We start from the raw sequence: 25,414 nt of genomic DNA, 5'->3' as shown, positions 1-25,414 counted from the left end.
AATTAAGGAAAATAAAAATGAAAGCTATTTTGTTAATTCTAACTTTTACAAATATTTATTTTTCCCAAATAAATTTTGATGAATATTTTTTTGATAAGCAATTGCGCCTGGATTATTTTCATTCCGGGAATAATCAAAATGATTATTACACATTTGATGAATTGATTGAAGAACCATACTGGAGCGGATCAAAAAAGAATTTGATTGATACACTTGGTTACGGAAATTTTATGTTTTTTATGTATGATTTAAAATCTAATAAGTTAATCTTCTCTCATGGATATTCGTCACTTTTTCAAGAATGGCAAACTACAGAAGAAGCAAAAAAAATAGAAAGAACATTTTCGGAAACATTGGTTTTCCCTTATCCAAAAGATTCTGTAAGAGTAGAAATTCATGATAGAGACAGAAAAAACAATTTCCAAAAAAAACATGAATTCATAATTGATCCGAATTCATATTTCGTAAAAAAAGAGAAATTAAACAAATGTGAAAATTTAAAGATTCATTATTCCGGAAATCATTCGGAAAAATTAGATATAGTTTTTATTCCAGATGGATATACGAAAGATGAAATGTTAAAATTTGAAAACGATGCAAAGAAATTTGCAAAATATTTATTTGAATATGAACCATTTACAAACTATAAAAATGATATAAATATTTGGTGTGTAAAAGCTATTTCAAATGATTCCGGTATTGATATTCCGAGAGATTCAATTTGGAAATCAACCGCCGTCGGTTCAACATTTTATACTTTTGATAGTGAAAGATACATAATGACAATGGATAATAAATCCGTAAGAAATTATGCATCAAATGTTCCATATGATCAAATTTATATTTTGGTAAATACAGATAAATACGGCGGAGGCTCAATTTATAATTATTATTCAACAACCGCAGTTGATAATGAAGCTTCAAAGAAAATATTTATTCATGAGTTTGGTCACGGACTTGTAGGATTAGCTGATGAATATTATACTTCGGATGTTTCTTATCAAGATTTTTATCCACTTGATGTTGAACCTTGGGAAGCAAATATTACAACACTTGTAAATTTTGAATCGAAATGGAAAAACTTATTAGATAAAGAGATTGAAATTCCTACGAATACTGAGAATAAAAATGCTTTAGAATTAGGAGTTTACGAAGGTGGCGGTTATGTTGCAAGGGGAGTTTATCGATCAACACCAAACAGTATTATGAAAGCATTTGATATTGATGAGTTTAATTTGGTTAGTAAAAAAGCAATTGAAAAAGTGATTAAATATTTTATCAATTAAAATCTTAACTTTACTGAATGGAACAAAAAAGACTTTATAAAACTATTGATGCACTCGCTTCAAAACACTTTGATTCTGAAAGCGAATTACTTTTTGAAGTGTTAAAGCAATTAATTGAAAATTCAGATATTAATATTTCCGGCGGTAGAATATGGATTTTAAATGTAGAAGAAAAATCTTATTTCCTAATGCATCAAATGGGGAAAGTGCAAAGAATAAAAAAAGATTTTAAACTTACTCTTGAAGAAAATCCTATACTAAATATTGTTTCAAAATACAGAACAATTTTAGCAAATGAAACAAATGAAGTTTTACTTAAAAAGGGAATATTTAAATATTCTGCATCCGGAATTGGTTCAAAGAAAAAAATTGGTGATAATTCATATTACGAATATTTACTTGCCGTAAACAGCAACGAAATTAAAGATGAACTCCGTTATATTCTAAATATTGTTGCAACGGTTTTAACATCAAAAATTAGAGAAAGAAGATTATCCTTTTCACGAAAAAATTTAATAGCTGATATAGATAAAGCTAAACAATTACAAAGAAGTATATTACCAGAACATGAATATAAATTTCATGGGTATGATATTTTTGGCGTTACAATTCCGGCAGAAATTGTTGGCGGAGATTTTTATGATTATATAAAAGTCGGCGATGATGAAGAAAGATTGGGGATTGTTGTTGGTGATGCTGCCTCAAAAGGATTAAGTGCGTCCGCAGAAGCAATGTACATTTCCGGTGCAATTAGAATGGCTGGAAATTTCCAAATGAAAATTTCACCAATGATGAATAGGATGAACAAACTTGTAAATAAAATTTTTAGCGATGACAAGTTTGCTTCACTATTTTACGGTGAATTATCGGATGATAAAAAAGGATTATTTTTATATGCAAATGCCGGACACAATCCGCCAATGTTTTATCACAATAAAACAAATAAAATTTTAATGCTTGAACCAACTGGACCATTATTAGGTCCGGCACCAAACTCAAAATATGAAACAGATAGTATAAATTTTAGTTCGGGTGATGTTTTAGTAATTTATTCTGATGGAATTACCGAAGCCGCAAATAATGCATATGAATTTTATGAAGAAAATCGTTTAGCAAATTTGATTATTGTGAACAAATCAAAAACACCAAAACAAATTGCCGCTTTAATTATTGAAGATGTTCAAAAATTTTCAACTGCAGATAGTAAATATCAAGATGATAAAACTATAGTTGTAATTAAAAGGAATTAGAATTGGATTTATCGGAAAAAATATTTAATGCCGGAGTTGTTGGGGCTGGCGGTGCTGGATTTCCAACTCATATAAAAGCAAAATCCAATGTTGAAATTATTTTGGCAAACGGAGCTGAATGCGAACCACTATTACACAAAGATTATGAAATTATGTTAAATCATGCTCCGGAAATTGTTTCCGGAATGAAATTGATGTATGAAAGCACAAATGCAAAAAAGGGGTATTTTGGAATAAAATCAAAAAATGCTAATGCAATTTCCGAAATTGAACCGCTTTTAAAAAATTCTAATATTCAAATGAGCTATTTGGGTGATTTTTATCCTTCCGGTGATGAATATGAACTTGTTTATCATGCAACAAAAAGATTAATTCCACCAAAAGGTTTACCACTTGATGTTGGCTGTGTTGTAAATAATGTTGAAACTTTTTACAATATTTATAATGCTTCGCAAGATATTCCGGTAACGAAAAAATTCGTTTGTATTACCGGAGCTGTAAAAAATCCTTCAACTTTTTTTGTGCCAATTGGAACTTCATTTAGAGATATTTTGAGTTTTGTTGGTGGAACAACAATTCAAGAATATGGAATTTTTGTTTCCGGAATCATGATGGGAAAATTATCGTTTAATTTGGATGAAGTAATTACCAAAACAACTGCCGGACTTATAATTTTACCAAATGATCATTATTTGATAAATAGAATGAATCGTTCAAAATCAAGCATGAATCGAATTGGAAAATCTGCTTGCGATCAATGTAGTTATTGTACAGAATTTTGCCCAAGATATTTATTAGGATATGATGTTCAACCGCATAAGGTAATGAGATCACTTGGTTTTTCAGCAAGCGGTGAAAAAGTTTGGAACCAATATGCTGATTTATGCTGTTCATGCGGATTATGTTCACTTTATGCATGTCCCGAAGATTTATATCCGCGCGAAGCATGTGATCAAGGGAAAAATTATTTAAAAGAAAATTCAATAAAATTTGAGCAAACTAAACCTTTAAAAGTTCATCCAATTAAAGAGGGCAGAAGAGTTCCTATAAAACAGTTAATGAAAAGGTTAAATGTTGAGCAATATAATTATCACACCCCATATTGTGGAAATTTCCCGGATCCCAAAATCGTAAAAATTTTACTGAAACAACATGTTGGATTTTCTGCAAATCCAATTGTAAAAGTTGATGAAAAAGTAAATTTTGGACAATTAATTGCAAATATAGAAAATGGAAAATTGGGAGCAAATATTCATGCCTCAATTAGCGGAAAAATAAAAGAAGTAACTTCTGATTTTATAATTATTGAAAATTAATTTCTAAAATTTTCAGCAAAATGAATTTGAAAGGATAGAATAAAATGCAAATGAATTCAATTGGATTAATAGAATTATCAAGTATTGCAGCTGGAATGCAAGCGGCAGATATTATGTTAAAAACTTCAGAAGTTGAATTAATTTTATCGAGAACAATTTGCTCCGGAAAATATATGGTTTTAGTTGGCGGAGATGTTGCTGCAGTTCAATCTGCAGTTGAAACAGCTGCGTCTCAAATTGAATTTGCAGTTATTGATACTTTTGTAATTCCAAATGTTCACAAAGATATTTTCCCAGCGTTATCCGGACATTCTGGTGTGGAAAATTTAGAAGCATTAGGTATTATTGAATCATTTTCAGTTTCCTCGTTAATTGAAGGAGCAGACGCAGCTGTAAAATCTGCTTCTGTGCAAATTATAGAAATTAGATTGGCAATGGCATTGGGAGGAAAAGCATTTTGTACACTAACCGGAGAAGTTGCGGCTGTTCAATCTGCTGTTGATGCTGGTGCAAATTTAATTAGCGAAAAGGGTTTACTTGTAAATAAAGTTGTAATTCCGCAACCAAGAAAAGAACTTTTAAGCGAAATGATATAAAATATAAATTAGAATTTTATTAATAAAATTTATTAAAAGATATTTGTAAAAATTTTGTAAGCTCCAATATAAGCACCTAAAGCACTTCCTAAACTCGAAAAAGTAAATACAAGTAAAATTCGTAAAAGTTTATTTTTCCACCAGTTACTGATTTTATTTAAATCATTACTTACATTCTGAATTTCCAAAACTTTTGGAGGTTTGAAATAAGTTTGAACAAAAGCCGCAACATAACCAGCACCAATCAATGGTGATAAAGTTGTAATTGGAGCAGCAAAAAATACTGAAATTATTGAATATGGATGTCCATAAGCGAATAAAGTTCCTATTGCAGCTGGTAATCCACTTGCCAATATCCAAATTAATGCAGCATTTCCAGCTTCATCAAATCCCTTATTAATTCCAATTAAGAAAATAGACCCAATTATTAAAATTGGAATTGACCAACCAGCAATTTTTGTAAACAATGAATTATCTGGTATTTCTGTTATTTTATTTAATTCAATATTTTCATTGTTGTTAATTTTATTTATTATACCATTTACATGACCAGCGCCAACAACAGCAACTATTTTATCTCCGGGAGCATTTTTTATTTTTTCTGCCAAATAAGAATCACGCTCATCAATTAGAACTGTTTTCAATGTTGGCATTTCACTACCAAGTTCATTCAATAGCTCAGTTAAAATATCTTTATTTTTTAATTCTTCTAATTGTTCTTCGGAAATTTGTTCATTTGTAAAAATGCTTGCTACTATAATTGACATAAATTTTGCTTTTTGATAAAAACTCATTTTCCGCCAAGCTCTTTTTAATGTGATTTTTACATCACGATCGGAAAGTTGTATATTTATATTGTTTTCTTTCGCAATGTTATATGCCTCAAAAAGTTCAACTCCGGGATTTACACCAATATTAGTCCCAAGTTTTTTCTGATATGATGATAGTAATATGTTTATAATTAAAGTAGTTAACTGCTTTTGTTTAATAATTGTTTTAAGATCTAAATTTTCCCACCTATTTTTATTAAGAATAGCATCCAATCTGTTTTCATCTAATTCAATGCAAACAGTATCTGGATTTTCAGAAGTAATTACTTCTTTAACTAATTCAGCAGATTTTTTGGATATATGTGCTGTTCCAATCAATAGTATTTTTTTATTCTGATATTCAACAAGATGAACATCTTCTGATTCCAAATAATTCATTTTAAAACCTTTAGTGAGATTAAATCAATCGCCGTGTTCATCTTTATAATCAAGAATTGCAGCTTCTACTACTTTTAATGCATGCTCCCGATCATAAATCTTATCAATTTTTACATCTGGTTTTTCGCCGGGAATTAACTTATAGGTTAGAAAATAATGTCGCAATCTGTCAATCATAACTTTTGGTAAATCATCAATATTTTCAGCACCTTGCCAAACATTATCATTATGCAAAACAGCAATTATTTTATCATCTGCTTCCTTGTGATCAACCATTTGAATTCCGCCTACAACTTTTGCATCAAGAATAATTTCCGATTTATTGATTGGTCTTTCAGTAATAATGCAAATATCAAGAGGATCACCATCACCTTTTTTTGAACTTGGTGAAAGATCTCTTACACGATTTCCGCAATATGTTTTTGGAATAAATCCATATAAAGATGGTGGCTGAGAGGATGTTCTATGCGGCCTATCTACTCTTAAATATCCAGTTATTTTTTCAACTTCATATTTCACAAAGTCAAAGGGCGTAATTTCAATATATGCATTTACAACAAACGGCGGATTTTTTCCAAGCTCTAATCCATGCCAAGGATGAGGCCTCCATTTAAAAAAGGGGGTTGGAAATTTCATTTTCAATCCATTAAATTTATTAGTGTGCAAAATATAATGAATTTAGTTAAAAGTAATTTATTTTTTATCACAAATTGAGTAATTGTTTACGGAACAAAATTTTAATTTATTCGTCTTAATCAAAAAGCTGGAAGATAAAATGACCAAAAATTTAATTTTAATTATAATTGCTTCAGTTAGTTTTTATGCATGCAAAATTGGTGGAATTAAAGGAAATGGTGAAGAGATTTCTGAAATTAGAAATATTGATTCATTTGAAATGGTTGATGTTTCGGGAAATTTTGATGTTGAGATAGAAAGTGGAAAATCTCAAACATTAACAATTTATGCCGAATCAAATTTAGTTGATTTAATAAAAACAAAAGTTAAAAAAAATACATTGTTCATTTATTCTAAAGAAAATTTACGACCCACAAAAAAAATGCTGATTTCAATTACTGTTCCGGAACTTTCATCAATAAATTGTTCCGGTGCAAATAACGTTATTGCTAAAGAAGTTAATTCCGAAAGATTTGAAATTGATTTAAGCGGTGCTGGTTATGTTGAAATTGAAGGAAGTACTAATATTTTAAATATCGATTTATCTGGAGCCGCAGATTTAATGGCAAAGGATTTTATGTCGGAAAATATTAAAATTGATGTTTCCGGGGCAGCAAATGCAAAGGTTTATGCTTCAAAATCAATCAATGCTGATGTTTCTGGAGCGGGAAATATTGAATTATATGGTGATGCAAACGATATTACAACCGATATTTCCGGAGCCGGTTCGTTAGAAAGAAAATAGATTTGTCCTATTAGAAAATTTCGAATTACAAATTTTAACAATTCTTCCTATATTTCTATTAGAAAATTAAAATCAATTTTGGGAAAATTTTATGAATAATCCATTAATTGGAATAATTATGGGCAGCGATTCAGATTTGCCTATAATGGAAAAGGCTTTTGATGTTTTCAAAGAATTTGAAGTAACTTTTGAAGTTAAAATTTTATCTGCTCATAGAACACCGGATGAACATTCAAATTATACAAAATCTGCATCAGAAAGAGGTTTAAAAGTTATAATTGCCGCAGCAGGAATGGCAGCTCATCTTCCTGGTGTAACTGCCGGAAATACAATTTTGCCGGTAATTGGTGTTCCAATTAAATCAAAATTTCAAGATGGATTAGATTCACTTTTATCAATTGTGCAAATGCCACCTGGAATTCCTGTTGCAACTGTAGCAATAGATGGAGCAAAAAATGCAGCACTTCTAGCTGTTCAAATTTTAGCTACAAGTGATAAAAATTTACAGCAAAAGTTTATTCTATACAAAACGAAAATGGCTGAAGAATCTATGAAAAAAAATGAAAAGTTGAATTATTAAAATATTCTTAATCTTTATCCGAAGTTTTAATATTTGGTCCGTTTAAAAGTTTAGTATGGTTCCACTCAATTAATTGAATAAAATTTTCTTGTCTTACTTCACAATTTTCGAAATTGCAAAATTTACAATGTTTAGAAATGCAAAAATCAAAATGAATTCTAATTTCTGAATTTGGAATTGTATTTTGGAAATTCTCTAATATATCTTCTTCAATTTCATGCGATTGTTTTATGTTAAAAAAGTATGGTAGAGTTAAGTGAAAATCTATAAAAACTTTATTTGCAGATTTCCAGAATCTTAATTGGTGAACATCAATTAAATAATTTGTTCTAATTTTATTTAGTAATTCTGAAATTTTATTTAGAAGATCATTATCAGTTTCCATCATTAATCCGCCAACAGATTCTCTAATAAGCTGGTATCCTGTGAAAATAATATTTGTAGCAACAAAAATTGCGATCAAAGGATCGATTAAATAAATTTTTGTTATTAAAACCAAAATTAATCCAATAACAACTCCAATACTTGTGTAAGCATCTGTTAAAATATGTTTCCCATCAGCAACTAGCGCAAGAGAATTTGTAGTTTTTCCTTTTCTTACAATCCATAATCCAAGAAATATATTTATAATTCCCGCAATTCCAATTAATATTGTTCCAGTATCAAGTTGGTTTGGTTTTAATCCCAAAATTAAATCGCTTACCGCAAAATAAATTATTGATAAAGCTGCAATTATTATTAATAATCCTTCAACTCCTGCAGAAAAATATTCAATATTTCCATGTCCATATAAATGTGATTTATCCGGTGGACGTGAACTTAATATGATACTATACAAAACCATTCCTGTAGCAAGAATGTGAACAATTGATTCAGCGGCGTCGGAAAATATTGCACTAGAATTGGTTAAAATAAATGCGGAAATTTTAATTACGAAAATTAATAATCCAACAATTAAGCTAATTTGAGCAGTTTTAATTTTTATGAAGTTGTCTTTTTTTGCCATTTAGTAATTTTTATTTCCGTATTAAAATTAAGAATATTATCGAAAAAAGGCTAATTCACATAAATTGATATTAAATTACTTTATAAATATCAAATTTTGGAAATTTTCATTTTTATTTCCCACCAATAAGAAAAGGATAAACAAATCCTTTATAAAAATAAAATTATTATTAGTAATTATAAATTATTATTCAATTAACCCAATGGCATACAAATTGTAAATGTACCATAATTTCAAAGTTATGGAGAAAATTTTGTGGAAAAGATTTTAGAGGATTATCCCCGAAATGAAAGAAGTAATCTAATTCCAATTTTACAAGATATCCAGCAAGAATATGGATATTTGCCTGAAAATATTTTGGCTGAAGTTGCTGAATATATTAACATACCTTTTGCAAGTGTTTACGGAGTTGCAACTTTTTATAATCAATTTAGATTAAAGCCACTTGGTAAAAATGTAATTAGAGTTTGCAGAGGAACTGCTTGTCATGTTAAAAATTCTGCAAATATTTTAATTGCTTTGGAAACAGAATTAAATATCAAAGCGGGACAAACTACTCGTGATAAAGTTTTTACTTTGGAAACAGTTGCATGTATTGGTGCTTGCAGTATTGCTCCAGTTATTAATATTAATGAAGAATACTTTGGAAGAGTTACAATTAAAGAAATTCCAAAGATTATTAAAAAGTATAAGAATATGGCAAAATTAGATGAAGAAAAATTAGCAGAGAGTGCTGTATGAATTCATATATAGAATTATTAGAATCAAATCAAATTGAGAAAAAAGAATTTATTTCCGCATGTACAAATCCGGAAAATCATAATATTTCTGCCGAGTTAAAAAATGAAATTATTAGTTTGAATAAAAATCTGAAATATGAAATACACGATTATCCGTTGATATTTATTGGAATGGGAACTTGCGGATTAGCTTCTGGTGCTGATAAAGTTAAAACGGCAATTGAGAAAGAATTGCTAAAACTTAATCTTAAAGCTCAAATAATTCCCACCGGATGTATAGGATATTGTGCAAAAGAAGTTATTGTTGATATTAAACTTCCCGGAAATTTAAGAATCTCTTACGGTGAAATTACTCCAAACGACATTCCTAAATTCATTAGAAAAACAATTGTTGAACAAGACATTTACAGAGAAAAAGTTTTAGGGAGTTTTGGTAACGGAATTGAAGGAATTAAAAATATTTCGGATTTACCATTTTTCAGAAGACAGAAAAAAATTGTTTTAGAAAATTGTGGAATTATCTCTCCTTTATCTATTGATGAATATATTGTTAACGGCGGTTTTTCGGCATTAAGTAAAATTTTGAAATCATATTCAAGAAAAGATGTTGTAGATGATATAATTAAAAGCGGTTTAAGAGGAAGAGGTGGAGGTGGATTTCCAACAGGTAAAAAATGGGAATTTGCTTATAATCAAAAATCAGAAATAAAATATTTAATTTGCAATGCAGATGAAGGTGATCCTGGTGCTTTTATGGATCGATCAGTTTTAGAAAGCGATCCTTTTAAATTAATTGAGGGAATGATAATTGGAGCTTATGCAATAGGTGCATGCTTTGGATATATTTACTGTCGTGCTGAATATCCTCTCGCTATTGAAAGATTAGAAAATACAATTCATCAATGCGAAAATTACGGAATTCTTGGTGAGAATATTTTAGGAAGTGATTTTAATTTTAAAATAAAAATTAAAAAAGGTGCTGGTGCATTTGTTTGCGGTGAAGAAACTGCATTAATTGCATCGATTGAAGGAAAAAGAGGAATGCCAAAACCCCGTCCGCCTTACCCAGCTGTATCGGGTCTTTGGGGAAAACCAACAGTAATTAATAATGTTGAAACATTTGCAAATATTACATCAATTATAAAAAATGGTGGTGAGTGGTTTGCAAAAATCGGAACTGAATCTAGTAAAGGTACAAAAGTTTTTGCATTAAGCGGAATGGTTGAATTTAGCGGCTTGGTTGAAGTACCGATGGGAATAACTTTACGCGAAGTTGTATTTGATATTGGCGGCGGAATTCCAAACGGGAAAAAATTTAAAGCAGTTCAAATTGGCGGTCCTTCTGGCGGATGTTTGCCGGACAGTGTTTTAGATACAAAAGTTGATTATGAATCACTTAAGCAAGTTGGTGCAATGATGGGTTCTGGAGGATTTGTTGTAATGGATGAAGGAACTTGCATGGTTGATGTTGCAAAATTCTTTTTAACATTTATTCAAAATGAATCTTGTGGAAAATGTGTCCCTTGTCGTGAAGGAACAAAAAGAATGTTGGAAATTATTGAAAGAATTCCAATAAGCTACAAAGGAACAACAAATAAATTAGATCAGCTTCAAAGATTTAAAGGAATTATTCATCTTGAAAGACTGGCAGAAGTAATTCAAGATACATCGTTATGTGGATTAGGACAATCAGCACCAAATCCGGTTTTATCTGGGTTAAGATATTTCAAAGATGAATATGAAAGTCATTTATTTGATAGAGAATGTCCAGCTGGGGTTTGCAAAGAATTATTAACGTATAAAGTTATTACAGAAATTTGTAACGGTTGTGGATTGTGTGCAAGAAAATGTCCATCCGAAGCAATTGTTGGAGAAGCAAAACATCCTTATACAATTGTTGAATCAAAATGTATTAAATGTGGAATGTGCATTGAGACGTGCAGATTTGAAGCAATTGAAGCAAATTAAAATTTTGACTCGGAGAAATAATGATAGAACTAACAATAAATAATTTACAAGTAAAAGCTGATGAAGGCATGACAATTTTAGATGCTGCAAAATCTGTTGGTATAAAGATTCCAACACTTTGTCATCTTAGCAATATGATGCCTACCGGAGCTTGCAGAATGTGCGTTGTTGAAGTTGCCGGATCAAGAGGATTAATACCAAGCTGCGCATATCCGGTTAATAACGGAATGGTAGTTGAAACAAATTCACCAAGAGTTAGAAGAGCAAGAAAAACTATAGTTGAGTTATTGATAGAAAATCATCCGCAAGATTGTTTAGTGTGTGTAAGAAATAAAAATTGTGAATTGCAAAATTTCTCGGAACAATACAGTATTAGAGAACATAGATTTTCTGGAGAAAGTAAATGCCATGCAATTGATATTTCAAGTGCATCAATGGAAAGAGATCCAGCAAAATGTATTTTATGTGGAAGATGTGTAAGAACTTGCAACGAAGTTCAAAAAATTGGAGCTATAGATTTTACTAACCGCGGTTTTAAAAGTAATGTAACAACTCCGTATAATAAAGGATTGAACGTAAGTGATTGTATTCTTTGTGGTCAATGTATTTTGGTTTGTCCAACAGCTGCATTAAGGGAAAAAAGTTCACTCAAAGAAGTTACAAGTGCATTAAACAACAAAACAAAAATTCCAATTGTACAAGTTGCCCCGGCAGTTAGAGCATCTCTTGGTGAAGAATATAATTTGCCTTTAGGTACAAATGTTACCGGTCAGCTTGTAACAGCATTAAAAAGACTCGGATTTAAATATGTTTTTGATACAAACTTTGCAGCGGATTTAACAATTATTGAAGAAGCTGCAGAACTTCAGAATAGAATTGTAAACAATAAAACAATGCCAATGTTTACAAGCTGCTGCCCGGGATGGGTAAAATATATAGAGCAGAACAGACCGCAATTATTAAATCATGTTTCAACTTGTAAATCTCCGCATGAAATGGAAGGTGCAGTTTTAAAAACTTATTTTGCTCAAAAAACTGGACTTAAACCAGAAGATTTATTTATTGTTTCAATTATGCCCTGTACAGTTAAAAAATTTGAATCAGAGAGACCAGAACTTTCTGAAAATAAATTGATGGATGTTGATGAAGTTCTTACAACTAGAGAACTAGTTCGTCTCTTTAATATTGCCGGAATTGAATTTGAAGATTTGCCGGAATCGGAATTTGATAATCCGCTTGGCGAATCAACCGGCGCAGCTGCAATTTTCGGAACATCTGGAGGAGTAATGGAAGCTGCACTTAGAACAGCATATTTTAATTTAACTGGAACCGAATTGGATAATTTAGAACTTCAAGATATCAGAGGAATGAAAGGAATAAAAGAAAGTACAATTAAAATAAATGATTTGGAAGTTAATGTTGCAGTCGTAAACGGAATTGGAAATATTAAACCAATTTTGGATGAAATTGAAAATGGTAATTCAAAATATCATTTTGTTGAAGTAATGGCTTGTCCAGGAGGTTGCATAAACGGCGGTGGTCAACCAATACATCAAAAAACGGAAAAGTTAATTCAAAGAGTAAAAGTACTTTACCAAATTGATAAAAATATGCAGAATAGAAGATCGCATGAAAATGAATCTGTTAAAAAACTATATGAAGAATATTTTGAAAAACCTAATAGCCATAAAGCGCATGAGATTTTACATACAACTTACGTTGATAGAAAAACTATACTTAAGCAATAAATAAAATTGAGTCGGAGAATATAAATGGAAATTACTAGTAGAATAAAAAAAATACTTCTTGTTGATGATGACTTGGATTTATTAGAACAAAATAAATTATTGCTTGAAAATAAAGGACTTGAAGTTATTACAGCTGAATCCGGAAAAGAAGGATTAAAAAAATTTTTAGAAATTAAACCGGATGCCGCAATTGTTGATTTAATTATGGAAGAACATGATAGCGGATTTGTTTTATGCCATAAACTAAAGAAAAATGAAATTGGTCAAAAAATTCCGGTTATTATTTTAACTTCCGCAACATATGATACCGGTTTCAAATTTAGTACGGCAACATCTGAAGAAAAAAAGTGGATTAAATGTGATGCAATTTTAAACAAACCAATTGTTATTGATGAATTAATTACACAGCTAAATAAATATTACGAATGAACTTGGAATAATAGTTTTATGGATATTGATTATCCAAAAATATTGTTTATTGATGATGAAAAAGGATTAAGATTAGGAACTGAAAAATTATTAAAGAAAAAAAAGTTTGATGTAATTTGCGCCGAAAATGCTGAAAAAGGAATTTCCTTAGGCTCTCAAAATGATTTTGATGTTGTATTAATTGATCTTAATCTACCTGATAAAAATGGACTTATAGTTCTTAAAGAATTAGTAAGTAAAAAGCCAAATTCAGTTTATATCATTTTTACAGCTTATGGAACTTATGAATCTGCAATTCAAGCAGCAAAATTAGGAGCATTTAATTATTTTACAAAACCATTCACGCCAAAAGAATTACTTCATCAAATCGAAAAGGGAATAAGACAAAGAAAACTAATTATTGAATCTCTTGAATTAAAAAAGGAAAGGGAAAGAAATCTTACCACAATTGCTCATGAGAAAAGTAGACTAAATACAATTATCGAGGCAATTAGCAGCGGTGTTTTGTTAATTAATAAAGAAAGAAAACTTGTCTATTATAATAAAGCATGTTTGCAAAAATTAAATTTTGATGAACTCAAAATTGAAGATGAAATTATTGAAAAACTTCCTGCAAATATTGCAAAACTTGTTAATGAAATTTTAGCTTCAGAAAATCCCAAAGGAAAATCTTACACAACAGAAGTTGAAATACATCCAAATAATGAATTAATAATTGAAGCAACTTGCACAAGAGTTCCACATCCGGATGGAACCTTTGCTGGAGTTGTAGTTGTGCTTAAGAATATTACGGGGTTAAAACAAATTGAAACAATAAAATCGCAGTTTGTTTCTATGGTTGCACATGAATTGAAAACCCCTCTTGCAGCAGTTTTAGGATATTTGGATATTCTAACCAATGATTCATTAGTTGTACCGCTTGACAAACAAAAACAATATTTACAAAGATCACTTTTAAGGTTAAAAGGTTCGTTGGATTTAGTAAATGATTTACTTGATATTTCAAGAATCGACACAAATCATATAGTTAAGCAAACTGAATTTGTATCAATACCGGAAGTTATAAAATCTTGTCTTGATATATTAGAACTCGAAATTAAGAAAAAATCAATTTCGATAAATCATAATAAAATATTTGAAATTCCAGAAATAAAAATTGACCGAAATGATATTACAAAAATATTTTCAAACTTACTTAGTAATGCAGTAAAATATAACATAGAGAATGGTAAAATAAATATTAACTATTTGCTGAATAAAAATTTTATTTCAGTTTCTATTTCTGATACTGGGATTGGTTTAAAAGATGATGAAAAACAAAATTTGTTTCAGCAATTTTATAGAGCGAAAAACAAACATACAAAGTTAGTTAGTGGAACAGGCTTAGGCTTATCAATTGTTAAAAGATTAGTAGATGCAAACCAAGGAAAGATAAATGTAGAAAGTGTATATAACGAAGGAAGTAACTTCACTGTACACTTTCCATTTAAATAAATAGACACTTAACTAGGAGAACAATATGGCACTAATCGCTGTGATTGATGATGATCCAGATATTTTGGAAGCAAGTACATTAATTTTAGAAGCGAATGGCTATGAAGTTGTAACCGCATCTAATCCTACAACTGGTTTTGAAATTGTGACAAAAGAGAAACCCAATTTAATTATTCTTGATGTTATGATGGATGAAGCTGACGATGGTTTTTTTCTTGCCCAGAGATTTAGAAAAGAAGGTATTAAAACCCCAATCTTAATGTATACTTCAATTTCAAAAGCTATTGGATTACATTTTGGAGCTAATGATTTAGTTCCAGTAGATGATTTTGTCGAAAAGCCAATTTCACCGGAAGAATTAATTAAGAAAGTTCAAAACTTACTTTAAGAAATTTGGGGAGTTAATTATGTTTGTTGAAGAGAAAACTTCGCTTGCCGAAGAAATCGAATTATTAGTAAAAAAGCATGGTAACAATCGATCTGCTTTATTAACCATTCTACATGAGATTCAAAAAAAACACCGTTACATTTCTGATTATGCACAACAAGAAATTGCACGTCATCTTAATATTCATCCTGTTGAAGTGTACAGCGTAATTTCATTTTATTCATTTTTAAACTCAAAACCTAAAGGAAGAAATATTGTAAGAATTTGCCAAACAATTTCTTGTGATATGAAGGGAAAAGAATCTCTTGTTAAAGCAATTGAAAGAGAACTTAAAATTAAAATTGGAGATACAACCAAGGATAATAAATTCACTGTTGAATTTGCAAATTGCCTTGGGCTTTGCGATGAATCTCCTGCAATGTCAATTAATGATCGAGTATATACAAAATTAACACCGGAAAAAGCAATTAAACTTTTAAATGAAGTTAAGTGAGGGAGAAAATGAATAAGAATAAAAATAGACAAGGCAAAGTCATTTTCTCTGAATATTTAAGAGGAGATGGAATTAAAAAAGCTATTTCATTAAAAAGAGAAGAAATTTTACTTGAATTAAAAACATCAAAATTAAAAGGTCGCGGTGGTGCTGGATTTCCAACTTCTACAAAGTGGATGCTTACAGCAGCTTCAATCAGTGATGAAAAATATATAATTTGTAATGCTGATGAAGGCGAACCGGGAACTTTTAAAGATCGAGTATTGCTTGTTGAATATCCGGAACTTGTAATGGATGGTATGGTAATAGCCGGATATACAATTGGAGCAAAAAAGGGAATTATTTATTTACGCGGAGAATATGAATATCTACTAAAATCTCTGCAAGATTACTTGAATGAAATGAGAAAAGATAATTTACTTGGGAAAGATATTTTAGGAAAAGTTGGATTTGAATTTGATATAGAAATTTTTCTTGGTTCAGGAGCTTATGTTTGCGGTGAAGAAACTGCACTAATTGAATCTTTAGAAGGCAACAGAGGTGAAGCAAGAAATAGACCTCCATACCCAGTAAATACGGGCTATAACGGAAAACCAACTTCTGTTAATAATGTTGAAACACTTGCAACAATTCCTCACATAGTTTTAAAAGGTGCAGAATGGTTTTTAAATGTTGGAACTGATAATTCTTCCGGATCAAAATTATTTTCTGTTTCCGGAGATTGTGCAAAACCAGGTGTATATGAATTACCTTGGGGTACAACAATTAATGAACTTCTAAATTTAGTAGAAGCTAAAAACACAAAAGCTGTGCAAATTGGAGGAGCTTCCGGATTTTGCATTCCAAAATCACAATTTGATAGAAAACTTTCTTATGAGGATATCTCAACCGGTGGTTCAGTTATAATTTTTAATGAATCAAGAAATATGTTAAAAGTTCTGAAAAACTTTATGGAATTTTTTGTTGAAGAGTCTTGCGGTCAATGCACGCCTTGCAGAATTGGAAATGTTAAATTGCTAGAAGGCGTTGAAATGATTGAAAAGGGTGAACATACATTTACATATCTGAATAAGTTAAAAGATTTAGGAAAAACAATGCAAGTCGCTTCAAAATGTGGATTGGGTCAATCAAGCCCAAATTCATTTATTTCAATTTTAGAAAATTTCAAAGATGAAGTTTTAAATTACTCCAACGGAGGAAATAATGGAAGAATATAAACATGATCGAGCTCCGATAAGCCAAAAATCCCATATTATTGAAAAACCAAAAAACCCAGAATATATTGGGGGATCAGTTAAAATTCAAATAAATGAAAAGCAAATTGTTGTACCAATGGGAACTACAATTTTAGAAGCATGCAAAGAACATAATATTCATATACCCACACTCTGTCATCATCCGGATTTATGCGTTGCCGGCGTTTGCAGATTATGTGTTGTTGAAGTAGAAAACATGAGAACTTTACAAGCATCGTGCGCATTCCCAATAACTGCACCCATTAAAATTCATACTTCTACACCGATGGTAAGAAAAGCAAGAAAACATATTCTTGATTTATTATTAAGTGAACATTACGGCGAATGTTATTCTTGTTTTAGAAATAATAATTGCGAACTTCAAGCGCTGGCAAAAGAATATGGCGTTGATCATTACAATTTTGGACATAAATCAGAACCGAAATTTGAAATTGACAATTCCTCCTACTCTGTTGTGAGAGATATGGATAAATGTGTTCTATGCAAAAGATGTGTTAGAACTTGTATCGATTTACAAGAAGTTGGAGTTTTGGAAGCAATTGATAGAGGCGCGGAAACTCATATTGGAACATTTTTTGGAAAACAATTATCGGATGTAATTTGCATTAATTGCGGACAGTGTATAAATAGGTGCCCAACTGGTGCATTAAGAGCTAACGATCCCAGAGATGAAATTTGGGCTGCTATTGATGATCCTAATAAACATGTTGTTATTCAAACTGCGCCTTCACCAAGAGCTGCAATTGGTGAAGAATTTGGACTTGAAGCAGGGCACTCACTAACTGGTGAATTAAATACTGCATTAAGAAGAATAGGATTTGATAAAGTATTTGATACTGATTTTACAGCTGATCTAACAATTATGGAAGAAGGTACAGAATTGATACTACGATTATATAATGCATTGGTAAAAAACGATCCGAATGCTGTTTTACCTCAATTTACCTCATGTTCACCAGGATGGGTAAAATATTTAGAACATTTTTACACAGATTATATTGATAATTTAAGTACTGCAAAATCACCACAGCAAATGTTTGGTTCGGTGATAAAAACATTTTATGCTAATATCTGCGGAATAAATCCAAAAGATATTATTACTGTTGCTTTAATGCCATGTTCGGCAAAGAAGTTTGAATGTAATAGGCCCGAAATGGTTGATTCCGGTTATAAAGATGTTGATTATGGTTTAACCACGCGTGAATTAGCACAAATGATTAAAGAAGCCGGTATATTTTTGCCGGAAATGCCGAAATCAGATTTTGATGATCCCTTTGGTAATGCTTCCGGAGCCGGTTTAATTTTTGGCGCAACCGGTGGTGTAATGGAAGCTGCATTACGAACAGTAATTGAATTAGTAACCGGTAAGAAAGTTGAAAATATTTTTGAAAATGCCAACATAACTCCAATTAGAGGTTTTGAGGGAATTAGATTTGTTGAATTTCCAATAACAGAAGTTGGTCTGGTGCCAGAAATATATAAAAAATATTTTACAAGTTGGGATTGGTTAAAAGGTGCAACATTAAAAGTTGCGGTCGCTCATGGAACAGCAAATGCTAAAAAAGTTATGGAAGATATAAAAGCAGGAGGTAAATTTAGTGAATGTCACTTTATTGAATTTATGGGTTGCCCCGGCGGATGTTTGGGCGGAGGAGGACAGCCAATACCAACAAGTCTTGAAATAAGAAAGAAACGTGCTGAAGCTATTTATAAAGAAGAAGAAGGACTTCCAATAAGAAAGTCACATGAAAATCCTCATATAAATTTTATTTATGAAAACTTTTTAACGGAAGGACCTTGTGGACATTTATCACATAAGCTTTTGCATACAACTTATGTTAAACGTGGAAAATATATTGCATAACTAAAATTATTTATTAGACTCACTCAATTAGTGAGTCTAATTTTGAGAAATATGTTTAAACTTGTACCTAAATGGGCGTATAATTACGAAGAGTATTGGAAATCAATTAGAGCTAGAAATATTTGGTTTATTCAGCTAAGATTTGGTGCGGTTGTAATGCTTATTCTAATGTTTCTAATTGCTCAAAAATTATTTGAAATTCAATTCAGCGAACATCAAGTAAAGTGGTTTATCTTTATTTCGGTAAGTATTGCAATTTATAATATTATTCTAATTTTATTTAGTAATAAGGTAAAATGCACACCTGGGAAATTCAATGTTTTGCATTACTCACTTTTGCAAATGGTTTTAGATTTAATTGCTTTAACTTTACTTGTTTATTTTACGGGAAGCATTGAAACTCCGCTTTATATGCTTTATATATTTCACATGATAATTGGAAGTTTGATTCTTCCGGTGCATGTAATTTTTATAATGGCTACATTATTACTTCTATCATTTTCAAGCATAGTTACTCTTGAACATTTGGGAAGTATTCCACATTATCATATAAATGAAATATATTTTAGCGAAAATGTTCACAATGTAAAATTTATAATTTTTTCTCTCGGAATTTTTATTTTTACAATTTATACAACAATTGGAATTACAAGCAGAATTGCAAAAAGGCTTTATAAACGTGAACAACAGTTAAAAGAAACTTTGGAAGAATTAAATAATGTTGAAGAAGCTAAGCAAAAATATATAATGGCCGTTGTTCATGAAATTAAAAGTCCAATTGTAGCTGCACAATCAATTATAGAACTTATTAAAAATGGTTATGTTGGTGAAGTTAACGAACAGATGAAAAGAAAACTTGTTCGCACAAAAACAAGAACCGATGAAGCTTTGAATTTAATAAATAATATTTTGCGAATATCTAAATTAAAATTGCTAAATGATATTACATTTTCAAAAGTTGATTTATTAAAAACATTGAAAATTGTTTTATCTCAAAAAACTGATTTGATAAAAAATAAACACATTGAATTAAAAGTAAATGATCTTAGAAATCATAAACACGAAATTGATTGCGATCCAATTATGCTTGAACTAGTATTATCAAATATAATTGGAAATGCAGTTAAGTATACAAAAGAAAATCAAGCTGTTTTTATTGATTTGAATGAAGATCAAAAATATGTTAAAATCGATATTTCTGATAATGGAATTGGAATCCCTAAAGATGAAATAGATAAAATATTTCAACAATTTTATAGAGCAACAAATTTACCAAGTAAATATATTGAAGGAAGTGGTTTGGGTTTATCTCTAGTTAAAGAAATTGTAGAAAGATTGAATGGAAGCATAAGTATTATTAGCCCATCGAAAATCGGCAATAGTGAGTTTCCCGGCACAAGTGTTACAATTAAATTTCCAATTAATCAATAACCAAGAAAGAAATCGTTTTTTATGAAAAATATAATTTTAATTGTCATTGCTACATTCATTTTTGCAAATATTATAATTGCACAAAAATCAAAAATATTTGGAATTGTTAGTTCGAAAGGGAAAACTTTGAGTAATGTATCGATTTATCTTAATGGAAATAAAAATCAATTTTATACAGATAAAAATGGTAAATACGAAATTGAGGTATTTTCAAATGCAAATTTAAAATTGATGTTTACTCACATTGGATATTTATCAGTTGAGAAAAATTTTTTCATAAAGGAAAATGAAAATTATGAACTAAATATAATTTTAGAGCAAAGTCTTATTAATATTGGTGAAGCCGTGGTGAGTAGTAGTCGTTATGAGAAGCTATTAAAAGAAACAGTAATTCCAATTGAATTTATTGATAATTCAACAATTGAAAAAACGAATTTCTTAACTTTATCAGAAATGGTAAGTAAAAATGCCGGTATATCATTAATAAAAGATGCCCCATGGGGAACATCGATTAATATTAGAGGATTAAGTAAACAAAATATTATTTACATGGTTGATGGCTACCGAATTGAAACTTCAACAAATCTTTCTGCCGGATTATCATTATTTAATCTAAACGATGTTGAAAATATTGAAATTGTTAAAGGTGGTATTTCTTCTTTATACGGAAGCGGAGCAACTGGCGGAATAATAAATATTAAAAGTAAAGAACCAAAATTTGATAGTAATTTTTTCATTCAACCAAATTTTACATCTTCATATAATTCAGTAAATAATGGTGTAAGTAATAATTTAAGTATATCAACAGGAAACCAAATTTGGTCTTTTTATTTAAGCGGATTATACAGAACCGCTGATGATATCGAAACACCTAATGGCATTTTAAAAAACAGCTCATTTAAAGATGAAAGCTTAAACGGGAAAATCAAAATTTCGCCAATCGAAAATATTGAAGTTAATTTATCGTATAATAAATTTTCTGCATATGATGTTGGACTTCCGGGTGGAGAGCCTTTTCAAGAAACTGCTGAAGCAAAATATATTTTTGCAAAGAGGGAAATAATTAATGGAGAAATTTATTTTTATAATCTTTCCAAATATTCTGCAAAAACACAGCTAAAGTTTTATCATCAAAAAATAAAAAGAAATGTTGAAGTAAAACCCAATGCAAATGCTGTCTCTAATCCAAATGCAACCCATACAATGAATGGTTTTACAATTCAAAATAATTGGATTTTTAACGAATCAAATATTCTTATCACCGGTATTGATTATTGGCAAAGGGAATATGAAGGTTTGCGAACAACAACAAATAAAAAAGCTAAAATTGTTACAGTGGAAAAACCAGTTCCGGATTCTAAATTTAAGAATTTTGGGATTTTTATCACTAATGAATTTGAATTAATAAAAAATGAAATTGCGATTACAATAGGTGGAAGATATGATTTTATAAATATTAAAAATGATGAAACAAAAAATCCAGTTTACGTAAATAATAACGGAACAATAAATTATAATACAAAAAATGAAGATGCTTCATATTTGGCTTTTAACGAAAATAATAAATCGTTTAGTGGAAATTTTGGAGCGTTATATAAATTAAATAAAGAAATTAACTTTACAATAAATGCGGCTTATACTTTCCGATCTCCGTCAATAGAAGAAAGATATCAATATATTGATCTTGGCGGTATTAAAAGTTTTGGTAATCCAAATCTAAATCCGGAAAAAGGTATTTCATTTGATGCCGGTTTAAGAATTTGGAAAGATAACTACAATTTAAGATTCAATACATTTTTAAATAATTTATCAAATCTTGTAATCGATAAAGAAATATTTGCTGATAGTGTTTATAGAAAAGAAAATATTGGTAAAGCAATGCTTTATGGATTTGATTTGAGTACGGATTATAAATATTTTAAAAATAATTCATTTTATGGAACTGCATCATTTGTAATTGGAAAGGATTTAATATCAAATAATTATCTTCCTCAAATTCCGCCATTAAATTTTGTATTAGGAACTCAAATTGAAGTAATTGATGAGATAAACTGCGATGTAAATATGAATATTTTTGCGAATCAAGATAAAATTGCAAATGATGAAAACCGTACTGGTGGTTATACTGTTTTTAATTTTTCATTAAATAGTGATGAAATAATATTTTTCGGTTCATTTGTAAGAATATCAATTGGAATGGAAAATATATTTAATAGAGCATTTAGAAATCATCTTTCAACTTTTAGAGGAATTAATTTGTTAGAACCCGGTAGAAATATTTTTGCAAAAATAAATATTGCTCTAAAATAAAATGAGTGAATGGTTTTTAATTGCTTTAGTTTCCGCAATACTTTCAGCATTTGCAGCAATATTCCAGAAGAAAGTTCTGTTTAATTTTGATGCGTTAGAATTTTCATTTATCCTTTCAATTTTCAATTTGATAATTGCACTGTTTCTTTTCCCGCAAATGGATTATTCCAAACTATCATTGCAAGGTTTAGTGATTTTATATTTCAAAACTATTTTAGGAGCAGCAGCATTTTTAAATATAATGCTTGCAATTAAAAATTTGGAAATAAGCAGCGCTCTGCCATTAATGACTTTAACTCCGGGAATTGTTGTTATACTATCATTCATAATTCTTGGGGAATCTATAACAAGTCTTGAATTTTTAGGAATGTTAATTTTGTTAGTTGGGACATACGTTTTAGAATTAAAAAGAGGAAATAATTTTTTAGATCCTTTTAAAACTTTATTAGGAACAAACTACCATCGTTATATTTTTTATGCATTATTACTTTTATCAATTTCATCTGTAATTGACAAACTGATTATAAAAGATTTCAATCTAACACCATTTAACTTTGTTGTTTTTCAACAAATATTTTTAGCAATTAATTTTACATTATTAGTTTTTTTAAAACTAAAAAATCCATTTCAAATATTAAGTAAAGTTTCAAAAAATAATTTTCTTTGGATAATATTAATTTCTGTTTTAACAATTGGTTATAGATATACTCAGATTGAGGCAATTAAATTAGCTCCGGTTGCACTTGTTTTAACCGTGAAAAGAACTTCCGTATTTTTTGCATCAATTCTTGGCGGAAAATTATTTAATGAAAAAAATCTTTTAAAGAAGGGAATTGGAATTATTCTAATTTTAATTGGTGCTTATATATTGAGTTAATTTTTATGAAATTGAAAAAATTAATTCGATGAAATAAATTTAAAATAATTATTTGGTAAAATCTCTGAAGTATAATTTGCTTGTTCAATACTTTTGAAAATTCCATAAACTGTTGATCCGGTTCCACTCATTAAAGAAAATTCAGCTCCGTTTGCAATCATAGTATTTTTTATGTTTTCGATTTCGGGATATTTATTAAAAACATAATACTCAAAATCGTTTGATAATTTTCCTTTTAAATCCTTGTAATCAATTGATTCATTTTTAATAAAATAATCATAATTAAAATTTGATGGTTTAGGCTTAATATTGGAAAAAGCCTCTTTTGTAGAAATATGAATATTTGGATTTACTATTAAAAAAACATCATCAATGTACATTTTACTTATTTGTAAAATTTCACCTCTTGAAGTACCAACACAAGGTTTTGAATAAATAAAAAATGGAACATCTGAACCAAGTTCTAAAGCTATTTCAAGTAATTTTTCATTACTGATTTTTAATTCAAACATTTCATTTAATCCCATTAATGTTGAAGCTGCGTTTGAACTTCCACCGCCTAACCCGGCACCAATTGGAATTATTTTTTCCAAATAAATTTTCACTTTGAATTTTTTATTAAAAATATTTTCTAGAATTGTGACAGCGCGCTGAATTAAATTATTTTCATCTTTCACCAAATCTATATTATTAGAATCGAAAATATATTTTGCAGAATGCTCAAAAGTAATTTTATCGCATAAATCATAAATCGGGTAAAAAAATGTATTTAAATTATGGAAACCATCAATTCTTTTTTCAACGATATTTAAACCTAAATTGATTTTTGCTGGAGAATTAAGTACTAAAATTTTCATCTAAAAAATCTCTTATAATTTTTGTATGATGTGGATTTGAACCGCAACATGTACCAATTAGTTTTGGTTTAAAAACTATTGAATTTCTAACAATTTCTAAATATTCTTTAGGAGAAATTCCGCAAGAAATATTTTTATCGGAATAATTTCCCTTACCGCAATTTAAATAAAAACCCCAATTATTAATTAGGCAATTCGTATTCAATAATTTGTAAAATGTATTTGGAAATATGCAATTAAAACTTATCAACAGTGGATTATATAAATTTATCATGGACAAAACTTCAGTAAGATTCTCTCCACTAAAAATTTTCATATCATCTGTTATAAGTAAACTAATTACATAAGGAAAATTATTTACATAACAATATTTGCAAATAATTTCTATTTCATCAAAATGACTTTGAGTTTCATTAAGAATAAAATCACAACCATATTTATATAGCAAATCAATATGTTGATGATGATTTTGAATTAACTCATTTTTTGAAATTGATCGATAATTTTGATAACTATCTTCTGCTGGAGGATTTGATCCGGCAATAATAACATTTGCATTTCCTATAGCTTGTTTTGCTAAATTGACACTTTGTTCAATTATTAATTCTTGATCAATTTCAAAACTCGTTTTTTTAAAAGCAATTGGATTTGTTCTAAAGGTATTTGTTGTGATTGAATCACATCCGGCTTTTATATATTCTTCATGAATTTTTTTGATAACATTTGGGTATTTAAAATTTACATAACTTGTCCACAAATGTTTATCGGACCTATATCCTTTTTGCTGAAGCAGACTTCCAATTGCTCCATCAAGTAGTAGTGGTTTTCTTGAATTTGAAAATAACGACAAAATATTGTCTTTATTCATAAAGAATAAAATTGCATAAAATTACAATG

General features: G+C 29.5%; 23 protein-coding genes. 18 read left to right on the top strand and 5 right to left on the bottom strand.

What is annotated here, in order from left to right; all coding sequences use genetic code 11:
* Positions 1–17 precede the first annotated feature (17 nt).
* From IPM32_15000 to IPM32_14985, 4 genes are read left to right on the top strand one after another with little or no spacing between them, the layout of a single operon-like run.
* Positions 18–1,286: a peptidase M64 gene (locus IPM32_15000; GenBank protein MBK8946562.1), complete on the top strand. Its 1,269-nt coding sequence runs from the start codon at positions 18–20 to the stop codon at positions 1,284–1,286.
* A 17-nt stretch (positions 1,287–1,303) separates the two neighbouring features.
* The gene (locus IPM32_14995; protein MBK8946561.1) at positions 1,304–2,536 is read left to right on the top strand and encodes a serine/threonine-protein phosphatase; all 1,233 of its coding nucleotides are present in this window, start codon (positions 1,304–1,306) and stop codon (positions 2,534–2,536) included.
* Between the two features lie 2 nt (positions 2,537–2,538).
* Positions 2,539–3,852: a 4Fe-4S dicluster domain-containing protein gene (locus IPM32_14990; GenBank protein ID MBK8946560.1), complete on the top strand. Its 1,314-nt coding sequence runs from the start codon at positions 2,539–2,541 to the stop codon at positions 3,850–3,852.
* 50 nt (positions 3,853–3,902) lie between these two features.
* A complete protein-coding gene (locus IPM32_14985) occupies positions 3,903–4,448 on the top strand; it encodes a BMC domain-containing protein (GenBank protein ID MBK8946559.1) in 546 nt (181 codons plus the stop codon).
* 32 nt (positions 4,449–4,480) lie between these two features.
* On the opposite strand, the gene IPM32_14980 is transcribed toward IPM32_14985, so the two are convergent.
* A complete protein-coding gene (locus IPM32_14980; protein ID MBK8946558.1) occupies positions 4,481–5,656 on the bottom strand; it encodes a TraB/GumN family protein in 1,176 nt (391 codons plus the stop codon).
* Positions 5,657–5,680: 24 nt separating this feature from the next.
* On the bottom strand, positions 5,681–6,292 hold the full coding sequence (locus IPM32_14975; GenBank protein MBK8946557.1) for an inorganic pyrophosphatase: 612 nt from the start codon (positions 6,290–6,292) through the stop codon (positions 5,681–5,683).
* Between the two features lie 139 nt (positions 6,293–6,431).
* On the opposite strand from IPM32_14975, the gene IPM32_14970 reads away from it, so the two are divergent.
* Complete coding sequence (locus IPM32_14970) at positions 6,432–7,076, top strand: DUF2807 domain-containing protein (GenBank protein MBK8946556.1); 645 nt, start codon at positions 6,432–6,434, stop codon at positions 7,074–7,076.
* Between the two features lie 91 nt (positions 7,077–7,167).
* Positions 7,168–7,656, top strand: a complete 489-nt coding sequence (gene purE, locus IPM32_14965) for a 5-(carboxyamino)imidazole ribonucleotide mutase (GenBank protein MBK8946555.1) — start codon at positions 7,168–7,170, stop codon at positions 7,654–7,656.
* A 7-nt stretch (positions 7,657–7,663) separates the two neighbouring features.
* Here the strand turns inward: purE and IPM32_14960 are convergent, their stop codons facing one another.
* Positions 7,664–8,662 carry a cation transporter gene (locus tag IPM32_14960; protein MBK8946554.1) on the bottom strand — a complete coding sequence of 333 codons (999 nt, stop codon included), beginning with the start codon at positions 8,660–8,662 and terminating at the stop codon, positions 7,664–7,666.
* A gap of 255 nt (positions 8,663–8,917) precedes the next feature.
* On the opposite strand from IPM32_14960, the gene nuoE (IPM32_14955) reads away from it, so the two are divergent.
* The 12 genes from nuoE (IPM32_14955) to IPM32_14900 are packed head-to-tail and all read left to right on the top strand — an operon-like array spanning position 8,918 to position 23,660.
* On the top strand, positions 8,918–9,403 hold the full coding sequence (gene nuoE, locus IPM32_14955) for an NADH-quinone oxidoreductase subunit NuoE (protein ID MBK8946553.1): 486 nt from the start codon (positions 8,918–8,920) through the stop codon (positions 9,401–9,403).
* On the top strand, positions 9,400–11,370 hold the full coding sequence (locus IPM32_14950) for an NADH-quinone oxidoreductase subunit NuoF (protein ID MBK8946552.1): 1,971 nt from the start codon (positions 9,400–9,402) through the stop codon (positions 11,368–11,370). The genes nuoE (IPM32_14955) and IPM32_14950 overlap by 4 nt, the downstream gene beginning before the upstream one ends.
* 20 nt (positions 11,371–11,390) lie before the next feature.
* Positions 11,391–13,118 carry an iron hydrogenase small subunit gene (locus IPM32_14945; protein MBK8946551.1) on the top strand — a complete coding sequence of 576 codons (1,728 nt, stop codon included), beginning with the start codon at positions 11,391–11,393 and terminating at the stop codon, positions 13,116–13,118.
* 24 nt (positions 13,119–13,142) lie between these two features.
* On the top strand, positions 13,143–13,547 hold the full coding sequence (locus tag IPM32_14940; GenBank protein MBK8946550.1) for a response regulator: 405 nt from the start codon (positions 13,143–13,145) through the stop codon (positions 13,545–13,547).
* Positions 13,548–13,565: 18 nt separating this feature from the next.
* Positions 13,566–15,041 (top strand): response regulator, encoded by a 1,476-nt coding sequence (locus tag IPM32_14935; GenBank protein ID MBK8946549.1) that lies wholly within the window; start codon positions 13,566–13,568, stop codon positions 15,039–15,041.
* 25 nt (positions 15,042–15,066) lie between these two features.
* On the top strand, positions 15,067–15,429 hold the full coding sequence (locus tag IPM32_14930) for a response regulator (GenBank protein MBK8946548.1): 363 nt from the start codon (positions 15,067–15,069) through the stop codon (positions 15,427–15,429).
* 19 nt (positions 15,430–15,448) lie between these two features.
* A complete protein-coding gene (nuoE, locus tag IPM32_14925; protein MBK8946547.1) occupies positions 15,449–15,922 on the top strand; it encodes an NADH-quinone oxidoreductase subunit NuoE in 474 nt (157 codons plus the stop codon).
* Positions 15,923–15,930: 8 nt separating this feature from the next.
* On the top strand, positions 15,931–17,139 hold the full coding sequence (locus IPM32_14920; protein MBK8946546.1) for an iron hydrogenase: 1,209 nt from the start codon (positions 15,931–15,933) through the stop codon (positions 17,137–17,139).
* Positions 17,126–19,042, top strand: a complete 1,917-nt coding sequence (locus tag IPM32_14915) for an iron hydrogenase small subunit (GenBank protein ID MBK8946545.1) — start codon at positions 17,126–17,128, stop codon at positions 19,040–19,042. Before IPM32_14920 ends, IPM32_14915 begins: the two co-directional genes overlap by 14 nt.
* A gap of 51 nt (positions 19,043–19,093) precedes the next feature.
* A complete protein-coding gene (locus IPM32_14910) occupies positions 19,094–20,473 on the top strand; it encodes a HAMP domain-containing histidine kinase (protein MBK8946544.1) in 1,380 nt (459 codons plus the stop codon).
* 21 nt (positions 20,474–20,494) lie between these two features.
* On the top strand, positions 20,495–22,783 hold the full coding sequence (locus IPM32_14905; protein ID MBK8946543.1) for a TonB-dependent receptor: 2,289 nt from the start codon (positions 20,495–20,497) through the stop codon (positions 22,781–22,783).
* Position 22,784: 1 nt separating this feature from the next.
* Positions 22,785–23,660: an EamA family transporter gene (locus tag IPM32_14900; protein MBK8946542.1), complete on the top strand. Its 876-nt coding sequence runs from the start codon at positions 22,785–22,787 to the stop codon at positions 23,658–23,660.
* 20 nt (positions 23,661–23,680) lie between these two features.
* On the opposite strand, the gene ispE is transcribed toward IPM32_14900, so the two are convergent.
* Both ispE and IPM32_14890 read right to left on the bottom strand, forming a co-directional pair.
* Positions 23,681–24,517: a 4-(cytidine 5'-diphospho)-2-C-methyl-D-erythritol kinase gene (gene ispE / locus IPM32_14895; GenBank protein MBK8946541.1), complete on the bottom strand. Its 837-nt coding sequence runs from the start codon at positions 24,515–24,517 to the stop codon at positions 23,681–23,683.
* Positions 24,498–25,385: a homocysteine S-methyltransferase family protein gene (locus IPM32_14890; protein ID MBK8946540.1), complete on the bottom strand. Its 888-nt coding sequence runs from the start codon at positions 25,383–25,385 to the stop codon at positions 24,498–24,500. Before IPM32_14890 ends, ispE begins: the two co-directional genes overlap by 20 nt.
* Positions 25,386–25,414: the final 29 nt, after the last annotated feature.

The organism is Ignavibacteriota bacterium (genome assembly GCA_016716225.1).
Lineage (GTDB): Bacteria > Bacteroidota > Ignavibacteria > Ignavibacteriales > Melioribacteraceae.
The sequence above is the reverse complement of the archived record's forward strand: the minus strand, read 5'-3'. Positions and strand labels throughout refer to the sequence as shown.

Excerpts from the sequence above, each read along its gene's own strand:
- IPM32_14980 (MBK8946558.1), bottom strand. The coding sequence starts at position 5,656 with ATGAATTATTTGGAATCAGAAGATGTTCATCTTGTTGAATATCAGAAT.
- IPM32_14945 (MBK8946551.1), top strand. The coding sequence starts at position 11,391 with ATGATAGAACTAACAATAAATAATTTACAAGTAAAAGCTGATGAAGGC.
- IPM32_14985 (MBK8946559.1), top strand. The coding sequence starts at position 3,903 with ATGAATTCAATTGGATTAATAGAATTATCAAGTATTGCAGCTGGAATG.
- nuoE (MBK8946547.1), top strand. The coding sequence starts at position 15,449 with ATGTTTGTTGAAGAGAAAACTTCGCTTGCCGAAGAAATCGAATTATTA.
- IPM32_14940 (MBK8946550.1), top strand. The coding sequence starts at position 13,143 with ATGGAAATTACTAGTAGAATAAAAAAAATACTTCTTGTTGATGATGAC.
- IPM32_14930 (MBK8946548.1), top strand. The coding sequence starts at position 15,067 with ATGGCACTAATCGCTGTGATTGATGATGATCCAGATATTTTGGAAGCA.
- IPM32_14995 (MBK8946561.1), top strand. The coding sequence starts at position 1,304 with ATGGAACAAAAAAGACTTTATAAAACTATTGATGCACTCGCTTCAAAA.
- IPM32_14900 (MBK8946542.1), top strand. The coding sequence starts at position 22,785 with ATGAGTGAATGGTTTTTAATTGCTTTAGTTTCCGCAATACTTTCAGCA.
- IPM32_15000 (MBK8946562.1), top strand. The coding sequence starts at position 18 with ATGAAAGCTATTTTGTTAATTCTAACTTTTACAAATATTTATTTTTCC.
- IPM32_14910 (MBK8946544.1), top strand. The coding sequence starts at position 19,094 with ATGTTTAAACTTGTACCTAAATGGGCGTATAATTACGAAGAGTATTGG.
- IPM32_14920 (MBK8946546.1), top strand. The coding sequence starts at position 15,931 with ATGAATAAGAATAAAAATAGACAAGGCAAAGTCATTTTCTCTGAATAT.
- purE (MBK8946555.1), top strand. The coding sequence starts at position 7,168 with ATGAATAATCCATTAATTGGAATAATTATGGGCAGCGATTCAGATTTG.
- IPM32_14960 (MBK8946554.1), bottom strand. The coding sequence starts at position 8,662 with ATGGCAAAAAAAGACAACTTCATAAAAATTAAAACTGCTCAAATTAGC.
- ispE (MBK8946541.1), bottom strand. The coding sequence starts at position 24,517 with ATGAAAATTTTAGTACTTAATTCTCCAGCAAAAATCAATTTAGGTTTA.
- IPM32_14970 (MBK8946556.1), top strand. The coding sequence starts at position 6,432 with ATGACCAAAAATTTAATTTTAATTATAATTGCTTCAGTTAGTTTTTAT.
- IPM32_14905 (MBK8946543.1), top strand. The coding sequence starts at position 20,495 with ATGAAAAATATAATTTTAATTGTCATTGCTACATTCATTTTTGCAAAT.
- IPM32_14935 (MBK8946549.1), top strand. The coding sequence starts at position 13,566 with ATGGATATTGATTATCCAAAAATATTGTTTATTGATGATGAAAAAGGA.
- IPM32_14950 (MBK8946552.1), top strand. The coding sequence starts at position 9,400 with ATGAATTCATATATAGAATTATTAGAATCAAATCAAATTGAGAAAAAA.
- IPM32_14915 (MBK8946545.1), top strand. The coding sequence starts at position 17,126 with ATGGAAGAATATAAACATGATCGAGCTCCGATAAGCCAAAAATCCCAT.
- IPM32_14890 (MBK8946540.1), bottom strand. The coding sequence starts at position 25,385 with ATGAATAAAGACAATATTTTGTCGTTATTTTCAAATTCAAGAAAACCA.
- IPM32_14975 (MBK8946557.1), bottom strand. The coding sequence starts at position 6,292 with ATGAAATTTCCAACCCCCTTTTTTAAATGGAGGCCTCATCCTTGGCAT.